Genomic DNA, 15,625 nt, shown 5'->3' with positions numbered 1-15,625 from the left:
CGGTGGGGGACGGCGCGGTCCGGAGCTCGGGGCTGCGAGATCCGGGGCTCGGGGACTCGCGGCCCGGGTCCCGGCTTCTCCCCCGCGGAGGCCGAGGACTGCCATGGCTGTGTCCCCCTCGGACGTGTGACCGCCCCTTGCGAGGCGGCCCGTTCGTTCGCTGGGTCAATAAGAGCATGAGCTGTGAACCGAGTCAACACGGTTCACAGGAAGAGGGCGGTACACGCCTGTGAAGGGTCGGATCTTGCCTGCGCCGGTATTCTCGGCGTCACAGGTGCGGCCGTACGAGGCGGTCGCACAGCGCGGACGAGGGGAGCGCGGCCGGTGCGGGACAAGGCGGCAGACGACGACCGAAACGGGCCGGGCACGCGAGCGCCCTCTCCGGCGGCCGGCACCGGAGCATCCTCCCCGGCGGCGGGCCGGGGCCCGGGAGAAGCCCCTGCGACGGCGGGCCCGGACTCGGGAGCAGCCCCTGCGACGGCGGGCCCGGGGCCAACCCCTGCCGCGGCGGGCGGCGCCGTCGGCGCCCCCGCCGACACCGCCACCGAGGTGACCGCCGCCGGCATCGCCCGCCTCGCCGGCGTCGGCCGCGCCGCCGTCAGCAACTGGCGCCGCCGCCACGCCGACTTCCCCAAGCCCGTCGGCGGCACCGAGACCAGCCCCTCCTTCGCGCTCGCCGAGGTCGAGGCGTGGCTGCGCCGCCAGGGCAAGCTCGCCGAGGTCCCGCTGCGCGAACGCGTCTGGCAGCAGCTCGCCGGCCACCCCGAGGGCCCGGTCACCGCCCTGATCCACGCCGGCTGCGTCCTGCTGCTCATCCACGACCGGCCCACGCTCTGGCTGGACCTCGCCGCCGGTTCCGACGCCCGCCTGGCCGCGATGCTGCCGTCCGCCCTGGAGCAGGTCCTCACCCCCCGCCTGGCCGGCCCGCACGGTCCCGCGCCCGCCCTGCCCGCCCCCACCGGCCCGCGGCTGCTGCCCTCCGTGTCCCTGCTGCGCGGCACCGCCGAGCTCGCCGCCGGGCTCGGCGCACGCCAGACCTTCGAGTTCCTGCTCGGCCGGCACCTCGACGCCAACCCGCGCCAGTACACGCTCACCCCGGCCGAGCTGGCCTCCCTCATGGCCGACCTGGCCGGCGACGCCCGCACCGTCCTCGACCCGGCCTGCGGCACCGGCGCCCTGCTGCGCGCCGTCGCCCCGCGCCCCGGCCAGGAGCTGTACGCCCAGGACAGCGCCCCCGACCTGGCCGCGCTCACCGCGCTGCGGCTCGCCCTGCACTCCCCGGCCACCGTGCACGCCGCGGTCGGCGACACCCTGCGCGCGGACGCCCACCCGGCGGTGCGCGCCGACGCCGTGCTGTGCCACCCGCCGTTCAACGAGCGCAACTGGGGCCACGACGAACTGGCCTACGACGCGCGGTGGGAGTACGGCTTCCCGGCCCGCGCCGAGTCCGAGCTGGCCTGGGTGCAGCACGCGCTGGCCCGCCTCAAGGACGGCGGCACCGCCGTGCTGCTGATGCCGCCCGCCGCCGCCTCCCGCCGCTCCGGCCGCCGCATCCGCGCCGACCTGCTGCGGCGCGGCGCGCTGCGGGCCGTGATCGCGCTGCCGGTGGGCGCGGCACCGCCGTACAACATCCCGCTGCACCTGTGGCTGCTGCGCCGGCCCACCGGGACGGCCGCGCAGCCGGAGGTGCTGCTCGCGGACGCCGGGCAGTTCGCGGGGGAGGGGCGCGGCGGGCCCGACTGGCAGGCCGTGCGCGAGGCGGTGCTGGAGGCCTGGGCCGCCTTCGACCGCGCGGGCACGGTCGAGGAACGGCCCGGGCTGGTCCGCTCCCTGGCCGTCATCGACCTGCTCGACGACGACGTCGACCTGGCGCCCGCCCGCCATCTGCCGCCCCCGGCACCGGCCGGCGGCGCGGGGTCGCTCACGGCGGTGCGCGACCGGCTGGGCGAGACCCTGCGCCTGACCGGGGAGCTCACTCCTGCGCCGGTGGACGCGCCCGGGCGTGCGCGCTGGCCGCTCACCACCGTCGGGGAACTCGCGCGCGGCGGCGCCCTGGAGCTGCGCACCGGCGGCAACGGCGGTCCCACGCGCGTGCCGGTCCTCACCGACCACGACGTGCTCGCCGGGACGGCGCCCTCGGGCTCCCTGCCCGAGAGCGACGAGGAGGCCGTGCTGACCGAGCCGGGCGACGTGGTGGTGCCGGTGCTCGGCGGGGGCGCGGTGGCCCGGGTCGTCGACGAGGCCACGCGGGGCGCGGCCCTGGGCCGCAACCTCGTGCTGCTGCGGCCGGACACCGGGGCGCTCGACCCGTGGTTCCTGGCCGGCTTCCTGCGCGGCACCGCCAACAACCGCCAGGCCAGCAGCTACGCCTCCACCGCCACCCGGCTCGACGTACGCCGGCTGCAACTGCCCCGGCTGCCGCTGGAGGAGCAGCGCCGTTACGGCGAACGCTTCCGCGCCCTGGACGAGTTCGAACGGGCGCTGCGGCACGCGAGCCGGCTCGGCGAACAGCTCGTGCGCGGCATGTACGACGGGCTGACGGACGGGACGGTCGCCCCCGAGTGATCAGTGTGACAACGGTTCGGTACAACCCGTGACGTGTCGTCCGTGTCGGCCTATACGCTCGGAACCCGTACCACGTTCTTCCCCACCAGGCCTTCAGGAGCAGCCATGCAGGGCCCCGGCTACGCCGCGCCTCCGCCCCCTCGACCCTCGACCGGGGTGCTGGTCCTGCTGCGCGTGCTCTTCGTCGCGGTGGCCGTCGGCAGCATCGGCTTCCTGGCGTGGGCGGCGCCGCTGCGCACGGCGATCGTGACCCGCAGGCGCGGCGACTGGTGGATCTTCGCGGCCTCGCTGGGCGTCCTCGCGCTCAGCTTCTCGCTGCTCGCCACCGACCACACCGACGACTTCAGCACGCCCAAGGGCAACGCGGGCATGATCATCCTGCTGCTGAACATGGCGGCCTGCGTCGGCTACTACCTGTACGCCGACATCCGCCACTTCCGGCCCTACCCCACGGGGTACGCGCACCCGGGCGCCACGACCGTGCACGGCCCGTACGGCTACCCGCAGCCGGCGCCGTACATGACGCCCGGCACCGTGCCGCAGCCCGCCGTGCCGCAGCCCGCCGTTCCGCAGCCCCCGCTCGTGCAGCCGTCGGTGCCCGCCACCCCCGTGCCGCCGCCCCCGCAGCGCCCCGCCCCGGCCCGGATCGACGAGGTGCGCGCCGAACTCGACGAGCTCAGCGACTACCTGCGCCGCCGTGACGGCCACGGCGAGGGCGGAAGGTGAGCGTGGCGGCGGGCCGCATGGTCGCCGGCCGGTACGAACTGGCCACGCTGCTCGGCCAGGGCGGCATGGGTCAGGTGTGGACGGCCTACGACCGCCGGCTCGACCGGCGGGTGGCGGTGAAGCTGCTGCGCCCGGACAAGGTGGCCGGGCAGGAGGCGGACGAGCTGCGCCGCCGTTTCGTGCGCGAGTGCCGGGTGACCGCGCAGGTCGACCATCCGGGCCTGGTCACGGTGCACGACGCGGGCAGCGAGGGCGAGGAGCTGTTCCTCGTCATGCAGTACGTCGACGGCGCCGACCTGTCCGACCACCTCGCCGAGCACGACCCGTACCCGTGGCCGTGGGCGGTCGCGGTGGCGGCGCAGCTGTGCGCGGTGCTCAGCGCCGTGCACGCGGTGCCGATCGTCCACCGCGACCTCAAGCCGCGCAATGTGATGGTGAAGCAGGACGGCACGGTCACCGTGCTCGACCTGGGCGTGGCGTCCGTGATGGACACCGACACCACGCGGCTGACGCACACCGGCTCGCCCATCGGCTCGCCCGCCTACATGGCCCCGGAGCAGGCGATGGGCGGCGCGGTCGGCCCGTACACCGACCTGTACGCGCTGGGTGTGCTGCTGCACGAACTGCTCAGCGGGAACGTGCCGTTCTCCGGTTCCACCGCCCTCGGTGTGCTGCACCGGCACCTGTACGAGCCGCCGCTGCCGGTGCGCCGCCTGCGCCCCGAGGTGCCGCAGGAGCTGGAGTCGCTGGTGCTGCGGCTGCTGGCCAAGGACCCGCAGCACCGGCCCGCGTCCGCGCAGGAGGTGTACGAGCAGCTGGCGCCGCTGCTGCCGGCGCGCGGGATGCCCACCGGTGCGCCGCTCGACCCCACGCGCCCCTTCCTGCGCCCGCACGCCCCCTGGCCGGACCGCGCCCGCATCCCCGCACCGCAGCCGGCGCCCACGGCGACGCCCGCCGCCGGCAAGCCCGACGTGGCCGCGGCCGTCGACGAGGTCAAGCGCCTGCTCGGGCAGGGCCGCATCACGCAGGCCGTCGACATCCTCGGCGCGATCCTGCCGGTCGCCGCCGAGGAGCACGGCGAGCACTCGCCGGTCGTGCGCACCCTGCGCAAGCAGTACGCGGCCACGCTCATGGACGACGGCCAGTACCGGCGCGCGCTGCCCGAGCTGCGCCGCCTGGCCGACGAACGCGCCGCCGAGTCGGGCCCGTCCGACGCGCAGTCCCTGCGGTTCCGCTACGACGCCGCCCAGTGCCTGGAACAGCTCGGCGAACCGGCGGCGGCGCTCGCCGAGTACCGGGCCCTGCTGCCGTACTACGAGAACCAGTACGTCGCCGGCGATCCCGCGCTCGCCCACGAACTGCGCCGCCGGATCGGCCATCTGCTGCTCGCCCTCGGCGACCGGCCCGCCGCCCACGACACGCTGATGCGCCTGCTGCACGACGTGGAGCGGCTGCACGGCCCCGGCCACCCGCTCGCCATGGACGTCCGCCGGACCCTGCAGTGGCTCGGACAGGTGCGCGGATAACCTTTGCTCTGCCTTGGGCGATCTTTGTCGCGCCCGAGGGTCCGGGTTTCCGAAAGCCCGGTGCGGCTCCCGCTACCGTACGAGCCGCTTTTGGTTGTCCTGTAAATCAAAGGGGTGGGGTCGGCGTGGCCGGTCATCGTCAGTCCAAGAAGCGCAGATACATCACCTGGGCGGTCGCCGGCGCCGCCGTCGTCGCGGGCGGTGGCATCGCCGCACAGACCTCGATGGCCGCGACGGCCTGGCCCGCGCAGAAGACCTTCACCGGCCGCGCCTTCGACACCTGCACCGCGCCCTCGCTCAGCGCGATGAAGGCCTGGCGCGCCGACGGCTACTACGGGGGCGCCGCCGTCTACATCGGCGGCAAGAACCGCGGCTGCAACCAGCCCAACCTCACCGCCTCCTGGGTGAAGTCGGTCAACGCCCAGGGCTGGAAGCTCATCCCGCTCTACGTCGGCGCCCAGCCGCCCTGCCAGACCAGCCGCAACCCCGAGCGGCTGACCGCCGCCACGGCCGCCTCCCTCGGCGCGAGCGACGCCAAGGACGCGGTGGCCAAGGCGGCCGCGCTCGGCATGAAGGCCGGCAGCGCGATCTACCTCGACATGGAGCCGTACACGATCACGGACAAGGCGTGCAACGACGCCGTGCTGACGTACGTGCGCTCCTTCACCAAGGGGCTGCGCGCCAAGACGTACCGCGCCGGCTTCTACGGCTTCAGCAGCTCCAGCGCCAAGGCGATCGCCACCGCCACGAACAAGACGGACCTGCCGGGCAACCTCTGGTACGCGCTGTGGGACAAGAAGGAGACCACCACCGCGGACTGGCCGTGGGGCGCCGGCCAGTTCACCAACCACAGCCGCGGCCACCAGTACCAGGTCAACAGCAAGGAGACCCGCCGCGGCTACACGCTCACCGTGGACCGCGACGCCTGGGACGCCCCGGTCGCCATCGTCGGCTGACCCCCACGGGGGTGTCCCGCCCCGGGAGCGCGCGGCGGTGCCGTAAGTGGCGGTGAATCGTTGGTCGAATGGGTTGGCCCCGGCCGCCCCACTGCCTACCATCGATCACCGCAAGACCTTGTGCACCGTCGCACAATCTCCTCGGGAGGCTTCCTTGCACCGCCGTCGTCGCACCGCGCTCCTGCTGTCCGCCGCGATCGTCGCGGCGGCCCCCCTGCTCACCGCCTGCGGAAGCGAGACGCATCCGGGCGCGGCAGCCGTCGTCGGCGGCCAGAAGATCAGCGTGTCGACGCTGGAGAGCCGGGTGAACGAGGTCCGGGACGCGCAGCGCGCGGCGGCGGGCGACGACGCGAACTACGCGCGCGTGGTCTCCGGCACCGGCACCCTCACCCGGCAGACCCTGCACAGCATGGTCCTGGACCAGGTGCTGCACCGCGCCGCGCAGGACGCGGGCGTCACCGTCACCCGCCGCGACGTGCAGCAGCTGCGCGCCAACGTGGAGCAGCAGGTCGGCGGCGCCAAGGCCCTGGACGCGACCTGGCTGCGCCAGTACGGCATCCCGCCGCAGCGCGTCGACGACAATCTGCGGCTGCAGGTGGAGGCGCAGAAGCTCGCCGCCAAGCTCGGCACGACGACCGACCAGCCCGCCTTCTGGAAGGCCCTGTCCAAGGCCTCCGACGAGCTCGGCGTCGACCTCAACCCGCGCTACGGCACATGGGACGCGCAGAAGGTCGGCCTGGTGGACGCGAAGACCCCGTGGGTGCGCGAGGTGACGGCGGCCTCCCAGCAGCCGGCGTAAGGCACGCAGAACCGCCCCCGGCCGCCCGGAGTCACCCCGCGTGCCGGTGGGCGGTACGTTCGTGACGTGAACGCATACCCCGGCCGTGTCGTCCTGCTCACCACCAGCCACCGCGTCGCCCCCGGCCTGCTGTCCTGGCCCGCCTGGCAGGCCCTGCGGACGGCCGACCGCGTCGTGTGCGCCGACGGCACCCACCCCCAGCTCCCCTACCTCCGCGAGGCCGGCGTCGACGTCGAGGTGACGGCCGTGACCGCAGACGACCTCCTCGCCGCCTGCGAGGGCGGCCGCACCGTCGTGGTCGTGGCGGCCGGCGAGGGCGAGCCCGCGCTGACCGACGGCCTCGCGCGGCTCGCCGGCTCCGGCCGGGTCACCATGCCGGAGCTGGAGCTGCTGCCCGCCTCCTACGACCTGCCCGGCGCCCGCCTGCTGGACCTCGTGCAGGTCATGGACCGGATCCGGACCGACTGCCCGTGGTCCTCCCGGCAGACCCACGAGGGCCTGGCGAAGTACGCCATGGAGGAGGCGTACGAGCTGGTCGAGGCGATCGAGGACGGCGACCGCGACGAACTGCGCGAGGAACTGGGCGACGTGCTCCTCCAGGTCGTCTTCCACGCCCGGATCGCGCAGGAGGACGCCGAGGAGCCCTTCTCCATCGACGACGTGGCCGGCACCATCGTCGCCAAGCTCGTCCACCGCCACCCGCACGTCTTCGGGGACGCCACCGCCACGACCCCCGAGGAGGTCAAGGAGCACTGGCTGCGCACCAAGGCGCAGGAGAAGCGGCGGGCCTCCGTCACCGAGGGCGTCCCGCTGCACCAGCCCGCGCTCTCCCTCGCCGCCAAGCTCGCCTCCCGCGCCCGCACCGCCGGCCTGGACGTGGCGCTGCCCGAGGGCGAGGGCATCGGCTACCGGCTGCTGGCGCTCGCCGCCGGCGCCGAGGCGGAGGGCGTCGACCCGGAGACCGCCCTGCGCGCGGCGGCCCGCGCCTACCGGGACGCGATCCGCGAGGCCGAGGGCGTCGCCCCCGGCGCCGCGCCCGCCACCGACGCCCACCGGGACGCGGAGGCCCACCCGGATCCGGATACGGTCGGGGAGTGACCGAGCAGCTCCGCCCCGACGACCCCGCCCCCGAGCTCTTCACCTGGGAGTTCGCCGCCGACCCCTACCCCGCGTACGCCTGGCTGCGCGCGCACGAGGCCGTGCGCCGCACCCGGCTGCCCAGCGGGGTGGAGGCCTGGCTGGTCACCCGGTACGCCGACGCCCGGCAGGCCCTCGCCGACCAGCGCCTGAGCAAGAACCCGGCGCACCACGACGAGCCGGCGCACGCCAAGGGCAAGACGGGCATCCCCGGGGAGCGCAAGGCCGAGCTGATGACGCATCTGCTGAACATCGACCCGCCGGACCACACCCGGCTGCGGCGGCTGGTCAGCAAGGCGTTCACCCCGCGCCGGGTCGCGGAGTTCGCGCCGCGCGTGCAGGAGCTGACCGACCACCTCATCGACGGCTTCGCCGGGCGCGGCACGGCCGACCTCATCCACGAGTTCGCCTTCCCGCTGCCCATCTACGCCATCTGCGACCTGCTCGGCGTCCCCCGTGAGGACCAGGACGACTTCCGGGACTGGGCCGGGATGATGATCCGGCACGGCGGAGGGCCGCGGGGCGGGGTCGCCCGGTCGGTGAAGAAGATGCGCGGCTACCTCGCCGAGCTGATCCACAAGAAGCGCGAGGCGCTGCCCGCCGAGCCGGCGCCCGGCGAGGACCTCATCTCCGGTCTGATCCGCGCCTCCGACCACGGCGAGCACCTCACCGAGAACGAGGCCGCCGCGATGGCGTTCATCCTTCTCTTCGCCGGCTTCGAGACCACCGTCAACCTCATCGGCAACGGCACCTACGCCCTGCTCACCCACCCCGGGCAGCGGCAGCTGCTGCAGGAGTCCCTGGCCCGCGGCGAGCGCGCGCTGCTGGAGAGCGGGGTGGAGGAACTGCTGCGCTTCGACGGCCCGGTGGAGCTGGCGACCTGGCGCTTCGCCACCGAACCGCTGCGCATCGGGGGCCAGGACATCGCGCCCGGCGACCCCGTCCTGGTGGTGCTGGCCGCCGCCGACCGCGACCCCGCCCGCTTCCCCGACCCGGACGTGCTGGACCTGGCCCGCCGCGACAACCAGCACCTCGGCTACGGGCACGGCATCCACTACTGCCTGGGCGCCCCGCTGGCCCGCCTGGAGGGCCAGGCCGCGCTCGCCACGCTGCTCACCCGGCTGCCCGACCTGCGGCTCGCGGCCGACCCGGCGGACCTGCGCTGGCGCGGCGGGCTCATCATGCGGGGCCTGCGCACGCTGCCGGTGGAGTTCACCCCGGCGCGCGCTCAGTAGTCGAGGCCCGCGTACCAGTCGCCGCGCCCGCGGGGGGTGAGGTCGAGCAGGTGCCAGACCGGGTTGAGCAGGTCGATGCCGCGCTGCTGGATGTCCTCGCCCATCCGCGGGTGCGCGGAGTAGAAGTGACGGACCGTGCCGTCGCCGTCCCGGGTGAAGACGGACACGGTGGAGTCCTGCGCCCCGTCCTCGTCCTCGGCGCCGAGGTCGTACTGGAAGGTGCTGTCCCCGCAGCTGAGCAGCCGCAGCCGGGACCAGCCCCGGTCGCGGGCGTGCCGGCGCAGGGCGGCCGGGCCGGCGGCCGCGACGACGACGAAGTCGGCGTTCTGTGCGAGGTGGCGGGCGACGCCGTCGAAGCCGTCGATCCACAGCGTGCACATGGGGCAGGGGCTGGTCTGCCGCTTGCCGTACATGAAGTGGTAGACGACGAGCGCCCGGTCCGGCGCGGTGAACAGCTCGCTCAGCCGGACCTCGCGGACGGGTTCGTCGCCGGCGGCGAGGTCGGCGGGTCCCTCCAGGAAGACGTAGTCCTCCACCGCGGGCCCCGCGGGCAGGGCCCGGCGCTGCGCCGCGACCCTCTCGCGGTGGCGCATCAGCTCGATCTCGGCGAGCCGGAGTTCCTCACGGGCGGCGAGGTAGCCGGCGGACGCGCCGGGCAGTCGGGTGTGCCGGTACAACGTGTCCTCCTGGCCGGAAAGCCCCCAGGTCACCCCCACCGGTCGTGCAGAGCCCATGGTGCTTGTGACGGTCCGTCACCACAAACGTGACACGCCTTCAACTCTGTGATCTTCACGTGATCTGCGCGGCATGAACTTGTGACTGACGATCGTCTGCCGATACGTTCACTCGTCAGCGCGACGCCGGTACCTCGGGCGTCGCGCCGGTCACTGCTGTCTCGCGAAAGGTCCCCGCATGCTCTCCGGGAACGGTCGTCACCGTCGCCCCCGTCAGGCTCCGGCACTCCTCGTCGCGGCCGGAGTGACCGGCTCCGCCATCGCCATCCCGCTGCTCGGCGCGGCCAGCGCCCACGCGGCCGACGGCGCCACCTGGGACAAGGTGGCCGAGTGCGAGAGCGGCGGGCGCTGGAGCGACAACCCCGGCATCGGCCTCTTCGGCGGTCTGCACCTGTCGCAGGACGACTGGGAGAGCCACGGCGGCCTGGAGTACGCCGCCCGGCCGGACCTCGCCAGCCGCTCGCAGCAGATAGCCGTGGCCGAGAAGGTCCTCGCGGCCGAGGGCGCCGGCCACTGGACGCTGTGCGGCATCAGTTCGGGCCTCGGGGAGGACTCCTCCTCGGCGGACGTCGACACGGGCGTGCCCGGCGACACGACGGGCGGCGGCTCGGCCTCGTCCGGTTCGACCGGCTCCTCCTCCTCGACCGGTTCCACCGGTTCCTCCGGATCCTCCGGTACCTCCGGTTCGGTGGACTCGCCCGGCTTGTCCGACTCCTCCGGAACGTCGTCCGGCACGCCGTCCACCCAGCCCTCCACGGGCGCCTCCGGAACGCCGTCTGACACCCCGTCGTCCTCCGCCCCCACCGCGGGCGGCACGGCCGAGGCGGGTACGCCCGCCGGCTCCGGCACCGGAGCGGCCCAGCCGTCCGGCAGCGCCTCCACGGGTGCCGCAAACGACGACGATCCGGACAACCTGCGCCAGATCGTCGGCTCTTCGGGGCTCGTCGACACCGGTGCGCTCGGCGGTGGCGGTCGTCATCGCGGCGTCAGCGCCCAGGAGGACGCGGCCGAGGCGAGCGCGGCGCCCACGGCCGGCAAGCACGCCTCGCGCTACACCGTGCGCGACGGCGACAGCCTCACCTCCATCGCCGACTCCCTTGACGTCGAGGGTGGGTGGCGCGCGCTGTACGCGCAGAACCGGGAGGCCATCGGCGCCGACCCGAGCCACATCGTCCCCGGTCAGACACTGACCTTCGGGGGCGAAACGGGCGAAATGCAGCGGTAGTTGACGCCCGGTTTTAGAGGCGAATGTCCGGTTTGGTGAAAGTGTGGGATGAGTCTCAGAAGCCGTGATCGTCTTTGAAATTCGGCCGAACGCGTGTCTACGGTCGTGACCGCTCGCCACCGCGAGCCCCGGCCGGCCGCAACGCCGAATCCTGCCAGCGGCCGCACGGGAACAGTCGTCGCGTCACGCGCCGCAGGCAGGAGCGGGGGACCCAAGGTAAGCGCCGCGCCCGGCAGTTGAGCCGGAGCGGCTAGGGGTGAAGCCACGCCTCCCAGGGGAGGGGTGGCCGGGCAACTCAACCGGCCCGAACCCGACAGCTCACCTCGCAGGCGTCGGTGAGGGGATCCATCCATGCTGTTTTCCGGCAAGGGCAAGCACCGTCGTCCGTCCAAGACCACCCGCGTCATCGCGCTCGCCGGTGTCACCGGCGCCGCCGTCGCCGCCCCGCTGATGGCGGCCGGCAACGCCTCCGCCGCCACCGCCTCCGAGTGGGACGCGGTCGCCCAGTGCGAGTCCGGCGGCAACTGGTCCATCAACACCGGCAACGGCTACTACGGCGGCCTGCAGTTCTCCGCCTCCACCTGGGCCGCGTACGGCGGCACCGCCTACGCCCCGCAGGCCAACCAGGCCTCCAAGGCGCAGCAGATAGCCGTCGCCGAGAAGGTCCTCGCCTCGCAGGGCAAGGGCGCCTGGCCGGTCTGCGGCAAGGGCCTGTCGAGCACCCCGTACAGCGGTGGCGGCAGCACCTCGCAGAGCAGCGGCCAGAGCAGCACGACCACCCGCTCCACGGAGCAGCAGAGCGCCTCCCGCTCCGCCGAGCGCCCGGCCGCCAAGACCCAGAAGTCCACCAAGACCGTCACCACCCCGACCGGCAAGAAGGTCAAGAAGGGCGACGGCGAGTACAAGGTCGTCACCGGCGACACCCTCAGCTCCATCGCCACGAAGCACCACGTGCAGGGTGGCTGGAAGAAGCTGTTCGACCTGAACAAGGACATCGTCGAGGACGCCAACCTCATCTTCCCCGGCCAGCAGCTGCACCTGAAGTAAGCCGCAGCCCGCAGCCCGCAGCCCGCAGTCCAAGGGCCGCTCCCCGTCCCCACGGGCTCCCCGCCCCGGTGCGTCTTCCCCCGTACGCACCGGGGCGGGGCTTTGTCTTGTGGAGTTCAGAAGAAAGCCCACCCCCCTTTGTTCCGACGGTGAACAATAGGTACGGTCTGTCTGTCCACGGGCCGGGCGGTCGGCTGGCCGATGGCCCCGGGGCGGTTAGGCTCTAGTCGCAAGGCTCACCAGCCCCGCACTTTCAGCGTCACATCCACGAAGGAGATGCTCGTGCCGTCCATCGACGTCGTCGTAGCCCGGGAAATCCTGGACTCCCGAGGCAACCCCACGGTCGAGGTCGAGGTCGGCCTCGACGACGGCAGCACCGGCCGTGCCGCCGTCCCGTCCGGCGCCTCGACGGGCGCCTTCGAGGCCATCGAGCTCCGCGACGGCGACTCCAACCGGTACCAGGGCAAGGGTGTCGAGAAGGCCGTCCTCGCGGTCATCGAGCAGATCGGCCCGGAGCTGGTCGGCTACGACGCCACCGAGCAGCGCCTGATCGACCAGGCCATGTTCGACCTGGACGCCACCGACAACAAGGGCTCCCTCGGCGCCAACGCCATCCTCGGCGTCTCGCTCGCCGTCGCGCACGCCGCCTCCGAGGCCAGCGACCTGCCGCTGTTCCGCTACCTGGGCGGCCCGAACGCGCACCTGCTGCCGGTGCCGATGATGAACATCCTGAACGGCGGCTCGCACGCCGACTCCAACGTGGACATCCAGGAGTTCATGATCGCCCCGATCGGCGCGGAGTCCTTCTCCGAGGCCCTGCGCTGGGGTGCCGAGGTCTACCACACCCTGAAGAAGGTCCTGAAGTCCAAGGGCCTGTCCACCGGCCTCGGCGACGAGGGCGGCTTCGCCCCGAACCTCGGCTCCAACCGCGAGGCCCTCGACCTCATCCTCGAGGCCATCAAGGAGGCCGGCTACACCCCCGGCGAGCAGATCGCGCTCGCCCTGGACGTGGCCGCGTCCGAGTTCTACAAGGACGGCTCCTACGTCTTCGAGGGCAAGAACCGCTCCGCCGAGGAGATGACCGAGTACTACGCCGAGCTGGTCGAGGCGTACCCGCTGGTCTCCATCGAGGACCCGCTGTTCGAGGACGACTGGGAGGGCTGGAAGACCATCACCGCCAAGCTCGGTGACAAGGTCCAGCTCGTCGGCGACGACCTGTTCGTCACCAACCCCGAGCGCCTCCAGCGCGGCATCGACGAGGGCGCCGCCAACGCGCTGCTGGTCAAGGTCAACCAGATCGGCTCGCTCACCGAGACTCTGGACGCCGTCGAGCTGGCCCAGCGCAACGGCTACAAGTGCATGATGTCCCACCGCTCCGGCGAGACCGAGGACGTCACCATCGCCGACCTGGCCGTCGCCACCAACTGCGGCCAGATCAAGACCGGTGCCCCGGCCCGCTCCGAGCGCGTCGCCAAGTACAACCAGCTGCTGCGCATCGAGGAGATCCTCGACGACGCCGCGGTGTACGCCGGCCGCTCGGCCTTCCCGCGGTTTCGCTCCGCGAACCAGTAGGCACAGCAAGGGCTGACCCATCCCGGGCAAACCCTGAGCCAGTCGCACGTACGTCCCCGTACTCGGTCCCGTACCGTGTCCGGGGACGTACGCGCGTGTGAAAGGGGAGGCCGGCATGGCCGTGAAGGACCGGGACCGTTTCTCCACCGCGACCAGGATCCGCCTGCTCGGCGAGCAGACGGCCGCCCGTGTCTACCGGTCCCAGACCAAGCGGCAGGCCCGCCGCTCCCGGCTCACCGGCCGGGCTGCCCTGCTGGCGCTGGTGGTGTGCTCCCTGATCGTGGCGCTCGCCTACCCGATGCGGCAGTACGTCTCGCAGCGCGCCGAGATCGCCGACCTGCAGCGGCAGAAGCAGCAGGCCCAGCAGCGCGTCGAACAGCTGCGCGACCTCAAGGCGCGCTGGCAGGACGACGCCTACGCCGAGCAGCAGATCCGCAAGCGGCTGCACTACGTGCTGCCGGGCGAGACCGGTTACGTCGTGGTCGACCCGGACGCGGCCAGGCAGGCGCACACCGACTCCGGCTCGGCGGACCGCCCCTGGTACTCCAACGTCTGGGACGGGGTCGACAAGGCCGACGCCGCCGACCAGTGATTCGACAAGAGAGAACTTCGTAGTGGAAACGCCCCCACCGACCACCCCGCGCACCGAGCCCACCGACGCGGACGTCGAGGCCTTCAGGCAGCAGCTCGGGCGGCCGCCGCGCGGGCTGCGCGCCATCGCCCACCGGTGCCCGTGCGGTCAGCCGGACGTCGTCGAGACGGCGCCCCGGCTGCCGGACGGCACGCCCTTCCCCACGCTGTACTACCTGACCTGCCCGCGTGCGAACTCCGCCATCGGCACGCTGGAGGCCGAGGGCGTGATGAAGGAGATGACCGAGCGGCTGCAGACCGACCCGGAGCTGGCCGCCGCCTACCGGGCCGCGCACGAGGACTACATCCGGCGCCGCGACGAGATCGAGGAGCTGACCGGCTTCCCGAGCGCCGGCGGCATGCCGGACCGGGTGAAGTGCCTGCACGTGCTGGTCGCCCACTCCCTGGCCGCCGGGCCGGGCGTCAACCCGCTCGGCGACGAGGCGATCGCGATGCTGCCGCAGTGGTGGCGCAAGGGTCCGTGCGTGACGCCGGCCGAGACCGAGGAGAGTGCCCAGTGACCCGGGTCGCCGCCATCGACTGCGGTACGAACTCCATCCGCCTGCTGGTCGCCGACTGCGACCCGGCGACGGGCGAACTCGTCGACCTCGACCGCCGTATGACGATCGTGCGGCTCGGGCAGGGCGTCGACCGCACCGGCCGGCTCGCCCCGGAGGCGCTTGAGCGGACCTTCGCCGCCTGCCGGGAGTACGCCGAGGTCATCAAGGAGCACGGCGCCGAACGGCTGCGTTTCGTCGCCACCTCCGCCTCCCGGGACGCGGAGAACCGGGACGAGTTCGTGCGCGGGGTGAAGGACATCCTCGGCGTGGAGCCGGAGGTCATCAGCGGTGACCAGGAGGCGGAGTTCTCCTTCACCGGGGCGACCAGGGAGCTGTCCGGGCACGAGCACCTGCCGCGGCCGTTCCTGGTGGTGGACATCGGCGGCGGCTCCACGGAGTTCGTGGTCGGCGAGGAGCACGTGCGCGCGGCCCGCTCGGTGGACGTCGGCTGCGTGCGGATGACCGAGCGGCACCTGGTGTCGGGCGGCGCGGTCACCGACCCGCCCACCGAGGAGCAGATCGCGGCGATGCGGGCCGACATCGAGGCCGCCCTGGACCTGGCCGAGCAGACCGTGCCGCTGCGCGAGGCGCGCACCCTGGTCGGGCTCGCGGGTTCGGTGACGACGGTGTCGGCGATCGCGCAGGAGCTGCCCGAGTACGACTCGGCGCGCATCCACCACTCCCGGATCTCCCGGGAGAAGGTCCGTGAGATCACCGAGTGGCTGCTGCACTCCACCCACGCCGAGCGCGCGGCCGTGCCGTCCATGCACCCCGGCCGGGTCGACGTGATCGCCGCCGGCTCCCTCGTCCTGCTGTCGATCATGGACCGGATCGGCGCGGAGGAGGTCGTGGTGAGCGAACACGACATTTTGGACGGCATCGCCTATTACGCTGCCGAGACGCCGTCGTAGGC

Annotated in this window: 14 protein-coding genes and 1 riboswitch; of the genes, 13 read left to right on the top strand and 1 reads right to left on the bottom strand. The window is 73.3% G+C overall.

Features of this window, described 5'->3' with window-relative positions; translation table 11 throughout:
- Positions 1-549: 549 nt before the first annotated feature.
- The 7 genes from ACF1AL_RS28260 to ACF1AL_RS28230 all read left to right on the top strand — a co-directional run bounded on the left by ACF1AL_RS28260 (position 550) and on the right by ACF1AL_RS28230 (position 8,944).
- Positions 550-2,565, top strand: a complete 2,016-nt coding sequence (locus ACF1AL_RS28260) for an N-6 DNA methylase (protein WP_391827992.1) — start codon at positions 550-552, stop codon at positions 2,563-2,565.
- Positions 2,566-2,670: 105 nt separating this feature from the next.
- Entirely contained in the window at positions 2,671-3,291 is a 621-nt protein-coding gene (locus tag ACF1AL_RS28255) for a hypothetical protein (protein ID WP_391821152.1), read from the top strand.
- 17 nt (positions 3,292-3,308) lie between these two features.
- Complete coding sequence (locus tag ACF1AL_RS28250) at positions 3,309-4,817, top strand: protein kinase (RefSeq protein WP_391821217.1); 1,509 nt, start codon at positions 3,309-3,311, stop codon at positions 4,815-4,817.
- Between the two features lie 125 nt (positions 4,818-4,942).
- Positions 4,943-5,773, top strand: a complete 831-nt coding sequence (locus ACF1AL_RS28245; RefSeq protein ID WP_366835680.1) for a glycoside hydrolase domain-containing protein — start codon at positions 4,943-4,945, stop codon at positions 5,771-5,773.
- A gap of 154 nt (positions 5,774-5,927) precedes the next feature.
- Complete coding sequence (locus tag ACF1AL_RS28240; RefSeq protein WP_366835681.1) at positions 5,928-6,572, top strand: SurA N-terminal domain-containing protein; 645 nt, start codon at positions 5,928-5,930, stop codon at positions 6,570-6,572.
- Between the two features lie 66 nt (positions 6,573-6,638).
- Complete coding sequence (locus ACF1AL_RS28235) at positions 6,639-7,670, top strand: nucleoside triphosphate pyrophosphohydrolase (RefSeq protein WP_391821151.1); 1,032 nt, start codon at positions 6,639-6,641, stop codon at positions 7,668-7,670.
- Complete coding sequence (locus tag ACF1AL_RS28230) at positions 7,667-8,944, top strand: cytochrome P450 (RefSeq protein ID WP_391821150.1); 1,278 nt, start codon at positions 7,667-7,669, stop codon at positions 8,942-8,944. The genes ACF1AL_RS28235 and ACF1AL_RS28230 overlap by 4 nt, the downstream gene beginning before the upstream one ends.
- Here the strand turns inward: ACF1AL_RS28230 and ACF1AL_RS28225 are convergent.
- Complete coding sequence (locus tag ACF1AL_RS28225; protein ID WP_391827991.1) at positions 8,938-9,621, bottom strand: DUF899 family protein; 684 nt, start codon at positions 9,619-9,621, stop codon at positions 8,938-8,940. The genes ACF1AL_RS28230 and ACF1AL_RS28225 overlap by 7 nt on opposite strands.
- 235 nt (positions 9,622-9,856) lie before the next feature.
- Here ACF1AL_RS28225 and ACF1AL_RS28220 point away from each other — a divergent pair, with 235 nt between their 5' ends.
- From ACF1AL_RS28220 to ACF1AL_RS28195, 6 genes are all read left to right on the top strand, one after another.
- The gene (locus tag ACF1AL_RS28220) at positions 9,857-10,903 is read left to right on the top strand and encodes a transglycosylase family protein (protein ID WP_391827990.1); all 1,047 of its coding nucleotides are present in this window, start codon (positions 9,857-9,859) and stop codon (positions 10,901-10,903) included.
- Positions 10,904-11,081: 178 nt separating this feature from the next.
- A riboswitch (cyclic di-AMP (ydaO/yuaA leader) is annotated at positions 11,082-11,250 on the top strand.
- 4 nt (positions 11,251-11,254) lie between these two features.
- Positions 11,255-11,950 carry a transglycosylase family protein gene (locus ACF1AL_RS28215; RefSeq protein ID WP_384212777.1) on the top strand — a complete coding sequence of 232 codons (696 nt, stop codon included), beginning with the start codon at positions 11,255-11,257 and terminating at the stop codon, positions 11,948-11,950.
- 282 nt (positions 11,951-12,232) lie between these two features.
- The gene (eno, locus tag ACF1AL_RS28210) at positions 12,233-13,522 is read left to right on the top strand and encodes a phosphopyruvate hydratase (RefSeq protein ID WP_366835687.1); all 1,290 of its coding nucleotides are present in this window, start codon (positions 12,233-12,235) and stop codon (positions 13,520-13,522) included.
- A 115-nt stretch (positions 13,523-13,637) separates the two neighbouring features.
- The gene (locus ACF1AL_RS28205; protein WP_366835688.1) at positions 13,638-14,114 is read left to right on the top strand and encodes a septum formation initiator family protein; all 477 of its coding nucleotides are present in this window, start codon (positions 13,638-13,640) and stop codon (positions 14,112-14,114) included.
- A 22-nt stretch (positions 14,115-14,136) separates the two neighbouring features.
- Entirely contained in the window at positions 14,137-14,673 is a 537-nt protein-coding gene (locus ACF1AL_RS28200; protein ID WP_366835689.1) for a DUF501 domain-containing protein, read from the top strand.
- Positions 14,670-15,623 (top strand): exopolyphosphatase, encoded by a 954-nt coding sequence (locus tag ACF1AL_RS28195; protein ID WP_384212782.1) that lies wholly within the window; start codon positions 14,670-14,672, stop codon positions 15,621-15,623. The genes ACF1AL_RS28200 and ACF1AL_RS28195 overlap by 4 nt, the downstream gene beginning before the upstream one ends.
- The last annotated feature ends 2 nt before the right edge of the window (positions 15,624-15,625 follow it).

The sequence above is a fragment of the Streptomyces sp. NPDC014801 genome (assembly GCF_043082085.1).
In the GTDB taxonomy this organism is placed as follows: Bacteria; Actinomycetota; Actinomycetes; order Streptomycetales; family Streptomycetaceae; genus Streptomyces.
This window is presented reverse-complemented; position numbering and strand designations above follow the sequence as displayed.